Annotated in this window: 18 protein-coding genes, 1 tRNA gene and 1 riboswitch; of the genes, 9 read left to right on the top strand and 10 right to left on the bottom strand. The window is 38.6% G+C overall.

What is annotated here, in order from left to right:
• Window positions 1-42: 42 nt before the first annotated feature.
• From RMB13_RS07400 to lysM, 6 genes are all read left to right on the top strand, one after another.
• Window positions 43-603, top strand: a complete 561-nt coding sequence (locus RMB13_RS07400; protein ID WP_004641565.1) for a DUF177 domain-containing protein — start codon at window positions 43-45, stop codon at window positions 601-603.
• A 74-nt stretch (window positions 604-677) separates the two neighbouring features.
• Entirely contained in the window at window positions 678-863 is a 186-nt protein-coding gene (gene rpmF, locus RMB13_RS07395; RefSeq protein WP_000290730.1) for a 50S ribosomal protein L32, read from the top strand.
• A gap of 151 nt (window positions 864-1,014) precedes the next feature.
• On the top strand, window positions 1,015-2,001 hold the full coding sequence (fabD, locus tag RMB13_RS07390; RefSeq protein ID WP_005042715.1) for an ACP S-malonyltransferase: 987 nt from the start codon (window positions 1,015-1,017) through the stop codon (window positions 1,999-2,001).
• Complete coding sequence (gene fabG, locus RMB13_RS07385) at window positions 1,998-2,732, top strand: 3-oxoacyl-ACP reductase FabG (RefSeq protein ID WP_092709241.1); 735 nt, start codon at window positions 1,998-2,000, stop codon at window positions 2,730-2,732. Before fabD ends, fabG begins: the two co-directional genes overlap by 4 nt.
• A gap of 83 nt (window positions 2,733-2,815) precedes the next feature.
• Window positions 2,816-3,052, top strand: coding sequence for an acyl carrier protein (acpP, locus tag RMB13_RS07380; protein WP_004641570.1), 237 nt, complete (start codon window positions 2,816-2,818; stop codon window positions 3,050-3,052).
• A gap of 185 nt (window positions 3,053-3,237) precedes the next feature.
• Window positions 3,238-3,711, top strand: a complete 474-nt coding sequence (gene lysM / locus RMB13_RS07375; RefSeq protein ID WP_004641572.1) for a peptidoglycan-binding protein LysM — start codon at window positions 3,238-3,240, stop codon at window positions 3,709-3,711.
• 43 nt (window positions 3,712-3,754) lie between these two features.
• Here lysM and RMB13_RS07370 read toward each other — a convergent pair whose 3' ends face one another.
• Window positions 3,755-4,522, bottom strand: coding sequence for a hydroxymethylpyrimidine/phosphomethylpyrimidine kinase (locus tag RMB13_RS07370; RefSeq protein ID WP_311084839.1), 768 nt, complete (start codon window positions 4,520-4,522; stop codon window positions 3,755-3,757).
• Window positions 4,523-4,619: 97 nt separating this feature from the next.
• Between RMB13_RS07370 and RMB13_RS07365 the strand changes: the two genes are divergently transcribed.
• A complete protein-coding gene (locus tag RMB13_RS07365) occupies window positions 4,620-5,294 on the top strand; it encodes an HAD-IA family hydrolase (protein WP_311084838.1) in 675 nt (224 codons plus the stop codon).
• Window positions 5,295-5,352: 58 nt separating this feature from the next.
• Here RMB13_RS07365 and ribB read toward each other — a convergent pair whose 3' ends face one another.
• Window positions 5,353-6,012, bottom strand: coding sequence for a 3,4-dihydroxy-2-butanone-4-phosphate synthase (gene ribB / locus RMB13_RS07360; protein ID WP_311084837.1), 660 nt, complete (start codon window positions 6,010-6,012; stop codon window positions 5,353-5,355).
• Window positions 6,013-6,102: 90 nt separating this feature from the next.
• Window positions 6,103-6,253: riboswitch (FMN riboswitch) on the bottom strand.
• Between the two features lie 176 nt (window positions 6,254-6,429).
• On the opposite strand from ribB, the gene RMB13_RS07355 reads away from it, so the two are divergent.
• Window positions 6,430-8,211, top strand: coding sequence for a DUF2157 domain-containing protein (locus RMB13_RS07355; RefSeq protein WP_311084836.1), 1,782 nt, complete (start codon window positions 6,430-6,432; stop codon window positions 8,209-8,211).
• The gene (locus tag RMB13_RS07350; RefSeq protein WP_311084835.1) at window positions 8,211-8,771 is read left to right on the top strand and encodes a GDYXXLXY domain-containing protein; all 561 of its coding nucleotides are present in this window, start codon (window positions 8,211-8,213) and stop codon (window positions 8,769-8,771) included. The genes RMB13_RS07355 and RMB13_RS07350 overlap by 1 nt, the downstream gene beginning before the upstream one ends.
• A gap of 47 nt (window positions 8,772-8,818) precedes the next feature.
• Here RMB13_RS07350 and panD read toward each other — a convergent pair whose 3' ends face one another.
• The 8 genes from panD to RMB13_RS07310 form a co-directional block, all read right to left on the bottom strand.
• On the bottom strand, window positions 8,819-9,199 hold the full coding sequence (panD, locus tag RMB13_RS07345; RefSeq protein WP_002120296.1) for an aspartate 1-decarboxylase: 381 nt from the start codon (window positions 9,197-9,199) through the stop codon (window positions 8,819-8,821).
• Window positions 9,200-9,330: 131 nt separating this feature from the next.
• Window positions 9,331-9,912 (bottom strand): aminoacyl-tRNA hydrolase, encoded by a 582-nt coding sequence (gene pth, locus RMB13_RS07340; protein WP_003653332.1) that lies wholly within the window; start codon window positions 9,910-9,912, stop codon window positions 9,331-9,333.
• A gap of 20 nt (window positions 9,913-9,932) precedes the next feature.
• Window positions 9,933-10,229, bottom strand: coding sequence for a 50S ribosomal protein L25 (gene rplY / locus RMB13_RS07335; RefSeq protein ID WP_004641581.1), 297 nt, complete (start codon window positions 10,227-10,229; stop codon window positions 9,933-9,935).
• 95 nt (window positions 10,230-10,324) lie between these two features.
• A complete protein-coding gene (locus RMB13_RS07330) occupies window positions 10,325-11,275 on the bottom strand; it encodes a ribose-phosphate pyrophosphokinase (RefSeq protein WP_003653329.1) in 951 nt (316 codons plus the stop codon).
• 36 nt (window positions 11,276-11,311) lie between these two features.
• Window positions 11,312-11,386: transfer RNA gene (locus RMB13_RS07325), tRNA-Gln, on the bottom strand.
• Window positions 11,385-12,218 (bottom strand): 4-(cytidine 5'-diphospho)-2-C-methyl-D-erythritol kinase, encoded by an 834-nt coding sequence (ispE, locus tag RMB13_RS07320; RefSeq protein ID WP_311084834.1) that lies wholly within the window; start codon window positions 12,216-12,218, stop codon window positions 11,385-11,387. The genes RMB13_RS07325 and ispE overlap by 2 nt, the downstream gene beginning before the upstream one ends.
• 18 nt (window positions 12,219-12,236) lie before the next feature.
• Window positions 12,237-12,815 (bottom strand): lipoprotein insertase outer membrane protein LolB, encoded by a 579-nt coding sequence (lolB, locus tag RMB13_RS07315; protein WP_003653326.1) that lies wholly within the window; start codon window positions 12,813-12,815, stop codon window positions 12,237-12,239.
• Window positions 12,816-12,819: 4 nt separating this feature from the next.
• Window positions 12,820-14,529 (bottom strand): tetratricopeptide repeat protein, encoded by a 1,710-nt coding sequence (locus RMB13_RS07310; protein ID WP_017392279.1) that lies wholly within the window; start codon window positions 14,527-14,529, stop codon window positions 12,820-12,822.
• Window positions 14,530-14,595: the final 66 nt, after the last annotated feature.

Raw genomic sequence — 14,595 nt, 5'->3', positions numbered from 1 at the left:
TTGACAGAGTACCGATGAATTTGTAGAATTGCCGCCTTAATTATGTCAGCAAATACCTTTCCGGCACAGATTGAGCCGTTTAAATGGGCTGAACAAGGCTTTACATGGTCAGGTCAACTGCCCCTGTCTCGCTTTGCTCGTATCGCTCGTGAAGCTGTTGGATCAATTGATAACCAATTGATCAACATAGACTGTAAGCTATCAATGGATGCATATCATCGCATTGTGTGGATGGATGGTCATATGGACACGAAAGTTCCAATGGAGTGCCAACGTTGTTTGGAACCTGTTGAAATGCCTCTTGTCTTAGACTTCCATATTGCATTAATGGATGATGAGTCACTGATAGAGCGCTTGGATGAGGATGCTGATTTCATCGTTTTAGGTGAAAGTGAGTTTACGACGAAAGGTGATTATGATACGCCAGCCTCGATTAACTTACTCGCACTACTAGAAGATGAACTGTTATTGTTGGTGCCTTTATCTCCCAAGCATGATGCTTGTGAAAATAAACATCAACCTACCATTCAAAATGTTGTTGAAGAAAAACGGGATAATCCGTTTGATGTTTTGGCAGGTTTGAAGGGTAAACTTAACTCATAATTTGTGATATAATTGTGAGATAAGACAACTGAATTTGTTCTGATCCATTTTTTCGATCTTTGTAAGGAGCCATCATGGCCGTTCAGCAAAACCGTAAAAGTCGCTCTCGCCGTGACATGCGCCGTTCACATGACGCTTTAACCGAGAATGCATTAACAGTAGACCAAGCAACTGGTGAAACTCATCGTCGTCACCACGTGACTAAAGACGGTTTCTACCGTGGTCGTCAATTATTCGCTAAAGCAGCTGATGCTGAATAATTGTATGATATGCATTAAGCGTGATGCTTAAGTATAGAAAAAATGGGAGCGAAAGCTCCCTTTTTTTGTTGTTTTTCGCAATTATAAAAATATAAATAACATGTTAAATTTCCGCTCCAGAAATGAGTGAAAACCCAAAAAAGGATTTCTTATGTCTGCTAAACGTCTTGAACAAGTAGCTTTAGCCACAAAAACTGCGTTTGTGTTTCCAGGTCAAGGTTCACAAAAAGTCGGTATGCTTGCTGAACTAGCAGAACAGTTTAGTGGGGTTGGGCAAACCTTTGCTGAAGCTTCAGATGCGCTTGGATTCGATCTGTGGCATATCGCGCAAAGTGGTGAAGGCCTCAACCAAACAGAAAATACCCAACCTGTGTTATTAACTGCCAGTATCGCTCTATGGCGTGTATGGCTTGATTTAGGCGGTCTGGCACCTAAGTATCTTGCAGGACATTCTCTAGGTGAATACAGCGCTTTGGTTGCTGCAGAATCTATGAGCTTGGCAGATGCAGTGAAACTAGTGAATTTGCGTGGAAAACTCATGCAAAGTGCTGTTCCTCAAGGGGAAGGGGCTATGGCTGCAATCCTTGGTTTGGCTGATGAAAAAGTGGTTGAACTTTGCCAAATCGTGAATGCAGAAGGTCAAGGTTCAGTAGAAGCTGCAAACTATAATTCACAAGGGCAAGTCGTGATTGCTGGAAGTACAGCATCTGTACAACAAGTGATGGCTTTGGCAAAAGAGCAGTCTGCTAAGGCAATTGCTTTACCTGTGTCGGTTCCTTCGCATTGTTCATTGATGAAACCTGCTGCTGAAAAATTTGCAGAAGCTTTGGAACAAACTGCCATTGAGCTGCCTACCATACCTGTAATACAAAATGTCAACGCGGGAATAGCTACCGATGTTGCTCAATTGCGTCAGGCGTTAACTGCTCAATTGTACCAATCTGTACAATGGACAGACACGATGCAGTTTTTACAAGACCAAGGTATTCACTACGTTGTTGAGTGTGGGCCTGGTACAGTATTGAGTAATCTCGCGAAGCGTTTACCAAATATAGAAAAAGCTTTTGCTATTGATAGCAAGAGTAAAATGGAAGATGCCCTAAATGCTGTTTTAGTGGCAGAAGGAAAAATTGCATGACACAAGAACGCAAAGTTGCATTAGTAACGGGCGCGAGTCGGGGCATTGGCGCTGCAATTGCCCAGCAACTTATTCAAGACGGTTATTTTGTTGTAGGTACTGCGACATCTGAATCTGGTGCACAAAAGTTAAGTGAAAGCTTTGGTGAGCAAGGTGCAGGTTTAGCTCTCGATGTGCGTAATCTCGATGAGATTGAAGCAGTCGTTTCTCATATTGAACAGAACTATGGCCCTGTGCTTGTTTTGGTTAATAATGCGGGTATCACGAAAGACAATTTATTGCTACGTATGTCAGAAGATGATTGGGATGACATTCTCAACATTCACCTTAAAGCCGTATATCGTTTATCTAAACGTGTGCTTAAAGGTATGACAAAAGCGCGCTTTGGCCGCATTATTAATATTAGTTCTGTTGTTGCACATTTTGCAAACCCAGGTCAGGCGAACTACTCTGCTGCAAAAGCAGGTATTGAAGCGTTTAGCCGTAGTCTTGCAAAAGAGATGGGTAGCCGCCAAATCACTGTGAACAGTGTGGCACCAGGCTTCATTGCAACAGAAATGACAGATGCACTTAGTGAAGAAATTCGCAAAAAAATGAGTGATCAAGTGGCTTTAAATCGCTTAGGCGAGCCACAAGATATCGCAAATGCGGTGAGTTTCCTTGCAAGTGATAAAGCAGGTTACATTACCGGTACGGTATTACATGTAAATGGTGGTTTATACATGGCCTAGGGCTGATGTATAACTTTTAAAAATTTTTATATTCAATTAAACTAGTGGCAAATCAAACGCCACGAGCAATGAGGAGAATTCCTGTGAGCGATATCGAACTACGCGTTAAGCAAGCAGTTGCAGAACAACTTGGTCTTAAAGCTGAAGAGATTAAAAACGAAGCATCTTTTATGGATGACTTAGGTGCTGACTCTTTAGATTTAGTTGAACTTGTAATGTCTTTCGAAAACGACTTCGACATCACTATCCCTGATGAAGATTCAAACGAAATCACTACAGTTCAATCTGCAATTGACTATGTAACTAAAAAACTTGGTTAATTCGCATATTGCTGAATAAAAAGAAGGCCACCGCAAGGTGGCTTTTTTTATTTGAGTAAAATAAAAGAGATACATATTTTTACAAGATCAACCTCAATTGATAGCAGAGGCTTATCTTTTTTGAAGTATAACAATAAGGGTCAGTTTAATGACTTTACTATAAACAATAATATGAGGACTAAAAGATGGGTCTTTTTGATTTTGTAAAAGGTATTGGTAAGAAAAATACCGCACCAGCAGAACCACAACCAGCTCCGGCAACACCAGCAGAACCTTCTGCACAAGAAATCGCAAATAAATTATTAGGATTAATTAAAAGCTTAGGCCTAGGGGTAGAGGGTTTATCTGTAACGTATAACGGTGCAACTGATACCGCAATCATTAAAGGACAGGTAAAAAGCCAAGCGGATAAAGAGAAAATTATTCTTATTGTTGGGAATATTGATCATGTTGCACAAGTAGATGATCAAATGACCGTTGCAACTCCTGAACCAGAAAGTAAATTCTACACAGTAAAATCTGGTGATAACCTTTCAAAAATTGCGAAAGAATTTTATGGTGATGCGAATCAATACCAAAAAATCTTTGAAGCAAACAAACCAATGCTTAAAGATCCAGATGAAATCTTCCCAGGACAGGTTTTACGTATTCCTCAATAATTGAGGGTAATAAAAAAGGCGCTTTTAGCGCCTTTTTCTTTTTCTAGAATCTTTTTGGTATTTTTTGCCCATTTGCTACCGGAGTCTCGGCGTTCTTTAAAACTCCAAATAACCATGTTTCAGCATGTTGAACTGCAATTTTTAAAGAATCACCTAAAGCCAAACGACCAGCAATAAAACTGGCTAAAGAACAACCTGAACCGTGATACTCACCGTCTAAGCGGGGGCAACTACTACTCGCTGCAAGTTCACCATTAATATATAAACTATTTTTAATATAATCTGGTGTATCTTCGTGTCCACCTTTGACTAAAACAGCTTTTGCGCCCATTTCAAATAGCTTTTGCGTTGCTTGTTCTAAGTCATGGGCACCCGTGAGAGCACGTAATTCGACTGTATTTGGAGTAATAATAGTGGCTAGGGGAATAAGCTCAACGAAAGCTTTGACAAGAGTTGCTTGATCACCTAAAGAACCCCCGCTGTTTGCCACCAAAACAGGATCGAGTACATATTGATATTCTGGATGGGCACGAAGAAACTCCGCTAAAGCAGCAATGTTATCTGTGGTGCCAAGCATGCCTGACTTAACGCATTTAATCGGCAAATCACCTACAACGGCATTTGCTTGAGCTAATAATAGTTCTTTTGAGGTTGCTTCGAAGCCAAATACTTGTTGTGAGTTTTGTATGGTGAGGGCTGTACATGCAATTGCTGCATGAGCACCACTTTGTCCAATCGCTTCAATATCAGCTTGTAAACCTGCACCACCTGAAGGGTCTAAACCCGAGAAACAAAGTACGGTTGGACGCACGGTTATTTCCTTTTCAATTTAAATTTACGTTAGTATAAGAGAGTTTGATTAAACTCTCGACCAATTGAATTAAATACTTTACTGGGTTAATGATTGAATGGCTATAAAACATATTTTGATTGATTTGGATGGAACACTAACAGACCCAAAAGTTGGTATTCATACTTCAATTCGCTATGCAATGGATAAGTTGGGCTTTCCATTGGCTGCCGATTTAAATATTGACTGGACAATTGGCCCCCCTTTAAAAGCCTCATTAGCAAAACTATTAGCCACTCAAGATGATGCTTTGGCTGAACAAGCCTTACTTGCTTATCGTGAGCGTTTTTCAGTTACAGGTTTATTTGAAAATGAAGTATATCCATCGGTTGCGCAAACACTTAATGCATTGAAAGAAGATGGGTATCGTTTATTCGTCGCAACCGCTAAACCAACTATTTATGCAAAACGTATCTTAGATTATTTTGACTTAAGCCAATATTTTGTAAATATTTATGGTAGTGAGTTAACTGGGGAACGTACCAATAAAGCTGAACTTATTCATTATATTCTTGAGCGTGAGCAATTAAACTCAGAAGAATGCTTAATGGTAGGTGACCGTCAATATGATGTTTTAGGTGCTCGCCACAATGGTATTGAGGCGGTCGCTGTGACTTATGGTTACGGAACACCAGAGGAACTTAAGCAAGCACAACCTAAAGCAATGATTACGCAATTTTCTGAACTTTTGGAATACGTCGAAGATCAGGCAACACAAAAGAAAGTATCTTAAATATTAGTAAATTTTAATTTGAAGGTTTGGCTTTTATCTAAAGCCAAACCTTTTTTATTTAAATACCGTGTTGTTGGCGGTATTGAACAAGTTCTTCAATTGTAATCACGGTTAAATGATGAGTTTGGGCATATGCCAAAACTTGAATACCTGATGCCATCGTGCCATCTGGGTTAGTTAATTCACATAACACACCAGCAGGTTTAAGCCCTGCTAGTCTTGCTAGATCAATTGTTCCCTCAGTATGACCTCGGCGAGTCAGTACTCCTCCAGTACGTGCACGTAAAGGAAAAACATGGCCCGGACGGTTAAGATCACTTGGAACAGCACCATCTTTAATTGCAGTTTGAATGGTAGTAACGCGGTCTTTAGCCGAAACACCAGTCGTAACACCTTGAGCTGCTTCAATAGTCACTGTGAAAGCCGTATGAAACTGGCTTGAGTTTTGAGAAACCATTGGGGGAAGTTCTAAATGATCTGCTAACTCTTCTGTAAGGCATAAACATACAATACCTGAGCCATCACGAATCATACGTGCCATGGTTTCAATAGTTAGAGTTTCAGCTGCAACAATTAAATCTGCTTCATTTTCACGATCGAAGTCATCCATAACCAAGACAGGTTTGCCTTGACGGATATCTTCTAATGCTTGTTGAATACGTTGTTCAGCAGGAGAGAGGGCTGAGAAAAAAAGTTCTGGTTGAATTAAGCTAGACATAATGAAACGCTCTCGTAAAAATACGGTTGAACATTTCAGGACTGATGTAAAAACAGGCTGGCACTGAAATAAAACGGATTTATCCCAGTTCGTCGTCTTCTTTCATCCGGACTATACCGTCGGCTTTGGAGTCTCACCAAATCTGCTCAAATCATAAAATTTAAGCTCGTGGGCTTGTTAATTTATCAATAAAAATTAACTTTACCACCGGTGGGGAATTACACCCCGCCCTGAAGCGATGGGTTTTATTATAGCGCGCTTGATAAAATTGGCTAGATGCTTTTGTAGAATGCTAAGTTTCTTTATGAATAAGTATTTTCACAAATGGAAATAAGCTTTTTAACAAGAGCTTACTTGTTGATATGAAAATGGAATGCTATGTTTTTTATAGAAAATTATAAATAAAATAGGTGTTTCATGCAGATAAGAGATGATTATCCCCTTAGGAATACTTTATTTATTCAGCATCTCCATATTTTTAGTTATGTATTTATGGCGGTCAGTATTCTTTATTTAATTGCTGCTAATTGGTTAATGCTTCCAGACAGCATTCAGCTAGCCATCCCACCACTTATATTACTTGTGACAGCATGGATCAGCATAAAAGATACCTTAAGTGAAGGAGTTAGGCAGACTTTACATGGTATTTGCGGCTTGATGGTAGGCTTAAGTTTGGCTGTAATCGGGCAGGTCTATCAAACTGGAGCAGACAGTTATTTACTTTTCCTGATTTGGACATTGCTGTTATTACCTTGGCTATATCGACCAAATATTGGAATCTTTGCTTTAATTTGTATTACTAGCCAACTTACACTTTTTTTATTTTTTAAGCAGACTTTTTGGTTGGAAAAGTTTCCTTATTTATATCTGTTTGCTTTGAATTTATTAAGCCTTATAGAATTTTGGGTATGTATAAAGAAGTATCGTGCTTTACGTTTCGTCTTTATCGCTTGGTTTGCAGTCATTTCAATCATTGGAATGATCCAATATTTATCTGGTGAAAATATTCCTTATCTGATCTCGGCTTTCTTTTCAGGAATAATCGGTTTTTATTATTTCTTCAAAAAAGATGATCAATTATGTGCCAGCTTAATGGCCGCTGTTCTTGGCGTGACTGCAACAATATGGCTTGTAGATAGGATCAATGACTTATTTAAAGATTCAAATGAGTTCATTTTTTTATTCATTGCAGGCATTATTTTTATCTGGTTTGCGCTGATTAGTTATTTTTTAATAAAAATTTTTCGTCAAAGCCGCTTTTATATAATTCCTTTAGCTATTGGAGCTTGGCTTGCTGGCCTAGCACTCGCGGCTTTCACTCTCGTGTTCTGGGAAGCTGTTTCTTTAATTATTGGAGTTATTTTTGTTTGTATAGCTTCTATTTTATTGAAAAAATCTCAACACTACTTTTTTCGGCAATTTGCCTATTGTTTATTCATAAGTGGTCAGACTGCTTTTTTGTTTCATCTAGAGTCTGAAACAGATCAGATGTTGTGGGTGCTAATTGCACAGATTTTTATTCTCTGTATAAGTTATTTTTTTAAACCCCATTGGTTCTTTATTTTAATTCAAATGCTCGCTACTTATGGCATAGCATTTATTTACTTACTACAAATGGACCATTCATTGTGGTCAGTAAACTCCACTCAGACTTATTTAAATTTAACCCTGCTCAGCTATTTTGTTTTTAGTTTGGTGTTCTTGCCGAAGGCTAAATCGATAGTTCAATATGAGCGTAGTATCTATTTATGTGTGCTTACGGTAGTTGTAGTAGCTACTTTCTTTGATACTTTTATGGGACTGGTTCTAGATAGTTCGGAAGATCGGCAGATATGGATTTTCTATTTATTACCTAGTCTTTGGTTGCTTTGCTTTAGTATTTTTTATTTGTATAAGCAGTTGCATGGAGTAGTGTTTTTCGCATTCTTACTTTTTGGTGTATTGCTCATTGCACTTGGCTATTTTGAAGTTTTCATTTTATTTATCATTCTAACATGGGCGATAAAAAAGAAAGATTATATTGTTTATGGTGTCACTCTAGCAGTATTTGTTTTAGTACTTTGGCAGCTTTATTACAACTTACAAATAACTTTTTTGGCAAAGAGTGCATCGATTTTGATTTCTGGTCTTGTTCTATGGGCTTTATATTGGTTGCTCCACCAAGAAAATCAACGCAATCTTATTGAAGGAGAAAAATAATGAAGAAATATTTTTCTCTTATTCTGGCTATAGCTACCACATTATTTTTTGTGGGATTGATAGCAAAAAATGAATGGCATCTGGATCATAGTAAAAGTATTTTTATTGAGCTTAAGCCAGTTGATCCGCGTTCAATTTTACAAGGTGACTATATGGCATTGGCTTATGAATTAAATTTACAATCTCTTAAAGCCCTCTTAGGAAGTGAAGGTGAGGATCTAGATCAGGTAATTTTTAATCATTCTTCTGTTCCAGCAAAAGTTATTTTGGATTCACAAAATCGAGTAGTTCGTACCATTCTAGAACCTAACAATTTATCTGCTGAGCAAAGCTTAATTTTAAAAAATCCTGAAAACCGATATCAAGCTTTATATCCTGCATCTCGGAGTTTCTTATTTGCCGAAGGATTAGCTCAATGTTATGAGAAAGCAAAATATGCTGAATTTAAAATAAATCAAGAAGGAGAGGCGATTCTGTTTGATTTGCGAGGAGAGCAGCTTCAACCATTAAATTGCGAAAAGCAAAAGAATTGGTGGGAAGGAACTATGAAGGATTTATAAAATGATAAAAGCCCGTCAATGCGGGCTTTTTTTATTCTTAGAATAAATTAGGCAACTTGAACAGGAATACAATTCGCTGTGTGGTTGACTGTATTATTTGGGTTAGCATAGACCAAACGTGGTTTATGAATATTTGCTTCAGCTTCAGTAAAATCACCAAATGTAGCAATAATCACTAAATCACCGACATCTGCTTGATGTGCAGCGCCACCATTTACTGAAATAATTCCAGAGTTATCTTCACCACGAATCGCATAGGTCGTGAAGCGTTTGCCATTGGTTACATTCCAAACATGAATTTCTTCATATTCACGAATACCAGCTAAGTCCATCAATACGCCATCAATTGCACAAGAACCTTCATAGTGAAGTTCAGCATGGGTTACAACTGCGCGGTGAATTTTGCATTTTAATAAACGAGATAGCATGGCTAGCGTCTCCTGAGTAGACCTAAGAGTAAGATCTTATGGTGAAATCTTTAGCTTTTGCTGTTGGCAAAGTGGCTGATGCGCATTTTGCTCCTAAAAAAGCAAGATAGCAAGCTTGATTGTTCAACAATTTAAGTTGGTTTATACGCATTAATTTGATTCATGGCCTGTGGAACTTGTCCTTGAACAAGTAATTTCACTTTAGAAAGGGCATGATCAATTGCTGCATCCATCAGACTTTGTTCACTACTTGGTGCTTTCCCAAGTACATGACCTGAAACTCGCTCTTTTGAGCCAGGATGTCCGATACCAATACGTAAACGATGAAAATTTGGACCAATATGAGGGACAATGTCACGTAAACCGTTATGACCACCATGTCCTCCGCCTGTTTTTAGACGAATTACACCAGGGTTCATATCAAGTTCATCATGAGCAATCAAAATTGCTTCAGGAGCAATTTGATAAAATTTTGCAAATGGAACTACACTTTGTCCAGAACGGTTCATAAATGTAGTGGGTAGAAGTAGACGGACATCGTGTCCTTCTATATTACCACGTCCGCTGATTCCGTGAAATTTCGGATCATTTTTTAATGTAATGCCATATTTATTAGCAAGCTGTTCAATGAACCAAAAGCCTGCATTATGGCGGGTTTGGGCATATTCTGAACCAGGATTGCCCAAACCAACAATTAGCGAAATATTTGACACTAATCTACGCCTTTCAACACTTATGCGCGTTTGAAGTCAGCGTGCATAGGAGTGTTTTTAGCTGGGTGACGTTGTAACGCTTGGATTTTAACGTTTTCAACTTTGTCGCCAACTTGGATTTCTATAACTTCTTCAAAGAAAGCATTGTTTTCTAAAGCTTTTACAAGCTGACGAAGTTCTAAAGTAATAGCTACAGGCTCAGCATTGCCACCATAAATGATAGCTGGAATTAATGCTTCGTGACGAAGGCGGCGGCTCGCACCTTTCCCTTGTTTGTCTTCAGCACGCGCTTGAGCGTTTAATACGAAGTTTGACATGAGTAAATCCTCATTAAAGTTAAATAGACTAAACTTGCGACCAGTTTAGTGATAGAAAACCCCAGCCAAGGCCAGGGTTCATAAAAGCTGCGGTATTATAAACTATCGAACATCGCACTGATAGATTCTTCGTTATTAATACGACGAATCGTTTCAGCAACCATGCTAGCAACAGAAACCTGACGGATTTTGCCCAAGGTTAATGCTTCTTCAGAAAGAGGAATAGTGTCAGTGACAACTAATTCATCAATAACTGAATTACGTAAGTTTTCAATAGCCTTGCCAGAAAGTACAGGGTGAGTTGCGTATGCAACTACACGGCGTGCACCAAATTGCTTAAGCGCATCAGCTGCTTTACACAATGTACCGGCAGTATCAACCATGTCATCTACGATAACGCAATCACGATCTTTTACGTCACCAATTAAATGCATAACTTGCGATTCATTGGCTTTTTGACGACGTTTATCAATAATTGCTAAATCGATGTCACCCATCTGTTTGGCAACGGCACGAGCACGTACTACGCCACCAACGTCAGGAGAAACCACCATAAGGTTATCATGCGATTGTTGACGTAAGTCAGCAAGTAAAGCAGGAGTACCATAGATGTTGTCGACTGGAATATCGAAGAAACCCTGAATTTGGTCAGCATGTAAGTCAATCATTACGACACGATCAATACCAACAGTGGTAAGCATGTCTGCAACAACTTTAGCTGTAATCGGCACACGTGCAGAACGTGGGCGACGGTCTTGGCGAGCATAACCAAAATACGGGATAACGGCTGTAATACGACCAGCACTTGCACGACGCAAAGCATCTGCCATAACCAAGATTTCCATAAGGTTATCATTGGTAGGGGCACAAGTAGGCTGAACGATAAATACGTCTTTACCACGAACATTTTCAGTAATTTCTACTGAAATTTCTCCATCAGAAAAGTGACCGACTGATGCAGCACCTAGAGGGATATGTAAGTGACTTACGACTTTTTGAGCGAACTGTGGATGAGCATTTCCACTAAAAACGACAAGATTGGGCATGAAGCACCCTTGGCGGTTGGTATGTAATTAAATAGATGGCAGGGGCGGCTGGATTCGAACCAACGGATGCCGAGATCAAAACCCGGTGCCTTACCACTTGGCGACGCCCCTAACGTGTAACCTTAAAATGATTAAGAGGAGATTCTTTTAAACTATTTACCAAGTAAGATTTACATGGTGAATGCTTAAGAATTTCATCAATATTCATTTCATTCGTTACTTCAATAAAAACACAAGCACCTGTACCTGTAAGCTTTGCTTGACCAAACTGATCTAAATATTGCATTGCTTCTTCCACTTCAGGGTATAACTGTCGGGCCAATGGCTCAAAGTTATTTCCAAAATTAGAAGGTTCTAACTGATAGGCGCAAAATTTAGTGGTCTTAGAGTCTCTTGTCAATGTTTTTTGTGAAAAAAGCAATTGAGTGCTGATAAAACAATCAGGTTTTAAAATAATGAACTGTTTTTGATCTAAGTCTATGAATGATAAATGTTCACCAATACCTTCAGCCCATGCATTTTTACCATAAATAAAAATAGGAACATCGGCACCGAGCTTTACACCATAGTCTGCAAGTTGTTCTTGATTCAGGCCACATTCCCATAATTGATTTAACACAATCAGGGTTGTGGCAGCGTTGGATGAACCTCCGCCAAGACCTGCACCCATTGGAATATTTTTTTCAATTTTGATGTTTAGACCGCAGAATTTTTTTGCGTGCGGTCTTAATATTTGAGCAGCCCGATAAATCAGGTTTTCTTCAGGTCGAACTTCACTCAATCCATCAATTTTGATTTGTTCATCCAAAGTCGGTGTAAATATCATCCAATCATATAAATCAATGAGTTGGAAAATGGTTTGTAATTCATGATAACCATTTTCACGACGTCCTGTAATATGTAAAAACAGGTTGAGCTTAGCTGGAGAAGGGACTCGAATCATAGATTTATATAATTAGACTTAGCGGTTTTGGATGACCATTGTAATACGGTTTTCTTTATCTTCAGCAAGAGCTTGCTTTAAAACCAGTTTGTTTGGCAAAGTTTGTTCACCATCGTAACTGAAATTAACTGTCCAGCCGTCTTCAATGAGTTGGTTTACACGATTTTCATTATCTTTACTAATTTGAGCACTTAAAGTTGCAGGTTTGGCCAAAATCCAACTTGTTAAATGAGTAATTGGTGCTTGCCAACCAGTTGCACGCTCTAAAAGTTCTTCTGGAGAGGCGGCAGTAATCAACCCTGTTTTAGCACTATTTAACTTCACTTCACCAGGTTTACCCTGAATTTGGGTTTTTCCTACACCTAAAATGCCGCTTAATTCAATATCAAAATTATCTTGTTGTTGAACCCACGTGAAAAATGCACTACCAGTTTGCTGTGGCGTGCGAACCCCGATCTTACCTTGTAAATTAAAGTGTTTTTCATCTTGAACTTGCTGGGTAACCGCGGGTTTAGGTTGAGTAAAATGCTGACAACCGGTTAGAAATAATACACTTGATCCACAGATCGCTGTGCACAGTTGGGCAAATTTGCTCATATATTTAACTCTTTTTTGCAGATGTAGGTAAAATTAACGCATCAAGCTGTTGTAATTGTGGATCATTGGCATGTTTTTGTTTCAGTTGTTGTAACACAGCGCTAAATTGAGTTAATGATCCTTGCATATACAGGGCTTTAGCATAACGAACGCCAATATTTACATTATGGCTGAGCTCATAAGCTTTGCCTAAAGCTTCGGCTGCACCTTCATAATCATTCTGTAAAAATGCAATATAGCCAAGCGTATCTAGAATTGAGGCCTGTTCTGGCGCATATTCTAAGGCTTGTTCTGCATATTGACGTGCTTCTTTCAACCTACGGTTTTGTAAGGCTAGTGTATAGGCATATGCATTTAGATAAGTGGGGCTATTAGGTTCAAGTTGTAATAATTGCTTTAATGTTTTGTCGAGTTTATCGCGGTCAGTATATGGATCCAGTAATAAAACTTCTGCGTAAATGAGTTCCGGATCATCCGGTAAATTCTTTATCGCTTCATCTAATAAATTTAAGGCAGCTTTTTTATTGCCCATTTTCTTTAAAATTTCAGCTTGAGCTTGATATAAGAAACTTGCATGTTGAGGGTAATTTACGCGTTCTTGAGTGAGGAACCGTAAAGCATCGTGTAAATTATCCTGCTTATCATAAATCGCAATCAGATTACGTCTTGAAACAACGTATAAACTGCCATCAACTAAGCGATAGTAAGCTTTTGCTGATTCATAGTGTTGTTTGCGTTCTGCATTAATTGCTAAGTAGTAATAAGCCTCATTTTGGTATTTTGCAGAGTTTCGTAGGTCAACAAGATATTGTTCTGCTTTGTCATATTGTTTTAAATCAATGCTGGTTAAGCCTGCAATAAACAATGCTTCTTCAGCTTTGGGATTAGCCTCTATAACGTTTTCAAGCTTTTCTAAAGCCAGTTGAGATTGATTAAGTTGTATAAGATAACGGATTTCAGCTAAACGAATGTCTAAATTTTTCTTATATTTACGGCTGGACTTTGCATACCATTTAAGCGCGCCTTCTTGATCGCTAAGAGCAATGAGTAGGTTTGCTTTCATTAAAATAAAGCTCGTCACTTTAGGACGTCGGCGTAGTGCCTTGTTAATGTTGGTTAGAGCGGATTCTAATTGACCATTTTGGGCTTCTAAATTGGCGATGAGCGCTAAAATAGAAGGGTTGTTTTTTTCTGCACTAGAACGTAAAGCTGTTAATAATATTTCTCGATCTTGAGCATTTTCTGGGGCAATACTCGCTAAAATTTGTTCTAAATCGGCAGTCGGATCTATTTTTAAAATTTTATCTAATGTTTCAGCGGCAAGCTGGTATTCATGTGTTTTTAAAGCAATATGTGATAAATAGAATAAAGCAGGTACATCTTTGGGTTCTTGGGCTACCCAATGTGTAGCAATGTTTAAAGCGGCTTGAAAATCATTATATTCAAGCGCAACATCTAAAGCTCGCTGTTTAATTGAAGTAGAGTTACTTTTAATTGCGAGTACTGTGTAATTGTGCAAAGCGTTAGGAATGTCATCATAAGCCAGAGCAAATTCAGCGACCATAGTTTGCTCTAATGCCTGATCAAATGAATGCACGGCATAGGTCTCTTGCACAGGGCGTGCATAGACATGCGAGGACATGCTACCTAACAATAAGAATGTGGTAGAATACTGTCTTATCGAAGCACCGTTAAAATTAATACGGCTATTCATTTGACGCAATTTTTATTGATCCAAAGTAATGCTTTTTATGACACCGATGTTGCACAATAGCATAAA

Source organism: Acinetobacter sp. V102_4, from assembly GCF_031799005.1.
GTDB lineage: Bacteria > Pseudomonadota > Gammaproteobacteria > Pseudomonadales > Moraxellaceae > Acinetobacter > Acinetobacter calcoaceticus.
Note: the sequence above shows the minus strand (reverse complement) of the source record. Positions and strands in the feature narration are given on the sequence as shown.

What these genes read in the sequence shown, in the direction of transcription:
- RMB13_RS07400 (WP_004641565.1), top strand. Translation starts at nt 43, where the DNA reads ATGTCAGCAAATACCTTTCCGGCACAGATTGAGCCGTTTAAATGGGCT.
- rpmF (WP_000290730.1), top strand. Translation starts at nt 678, where the DNA reads ATGGCCGTTCAGCAAAACCGTAAAAGTCGCTCTCGCCGTGACATGCGC.
- fabD (WP_005042715.1), top strand. Translation starts at nt 1,015, where the DNA reads ATGTCTGCTAAACGTCTTGAACAAGTAGCTTTAGCCACAAAAACTGCG.
- fabG (WP_092709241.1), top strand. Translation starts at nt 1,998, where the DNA reads ATGACACAAGAACGCAAAGTTGCATTAGTAACGGGCGCGAGTCGGGGC.
- lysM (WP_004641572.1), top strand. Translation starts at nt 3,238, where the DNA reads ATGGGTCTTTTTGATTTTGTAAAAGGTATTGGTAAGAAAAATACCGCA.
- RMB13_RS07365 (WP_311084838.1), top strand. Translation starts at nt 4,620, where the DNA reads ATGGCTATAAAACATATTTTGATTGATTTGGATGGAACACTAACAGAC.
- ribB (WP_311084837.1), bottom strand. Translation starts at nt 6,012, where the DNA reads ATGTCTAGCTTAATTCAACCAGAACTTTTTTTCTCAGCCCTCTCTCCT.
- RMB13_RS07355 (WP_311084836.1), top strand. Translation starts at nt 6,430, where the DNA reads ATGCAGATAAGAGATGATTATCCCCTTAGGAATACTTTATTTATTCAG.
- RMB13_RS07350 (WP_311084835.1), top strand. Translation starts at nt 8,211, where the DNA reads ATGAAGAAATATTTTTCTCTTATTCTGGCTATAGCTACCACATTATTT.
- panD (WP_002120296.1), bottom strand. Translation starts at nt 9,199, where the DNA reads ATGCTATCTCGTTTATTAAAATGCAAAATTCACCGCGCAGTTGTAACC.
- rplY (WP_004641581.1), bottom strand. Translation starts at nt 10,229, where the DNA reads ATGTCAAACTTCGTATTAAACGCTCAAGCGCGTGCTGAAGACAAACAA.
- RMB13_RS07330 (WP_003653329.1), bottom strand. Translation starts at nt 11,275, where the DNA reads ATGCCCAATCTTGTCGTTTTTAGTGGAAATGCTCATCCACAGTTCGCT.
- ispE (WP_311084834.1), bottom strand. Translation starts at nt 12,218, where the DNA reads ATGATTCGAGTCCCTTCTCCAGCTAAGCTCAACCTGTTTTTACATATT.
- lolB (WP_003653326.1), bottom strand. Translation starts at nt 12,815, where the DNA reads ATGAGCAAATTTGCCCAACTGTGCACAGCGATCTGTGGATCAAGTGTA.
- RMB13_RS07310 (WP_017392279.1), bottom strand. Translation starts at nt 14,529, where the DNA reads ATGAATAGCCGTATTAATTTTAACGGTGCTTCGATAAGACAGTATTCT.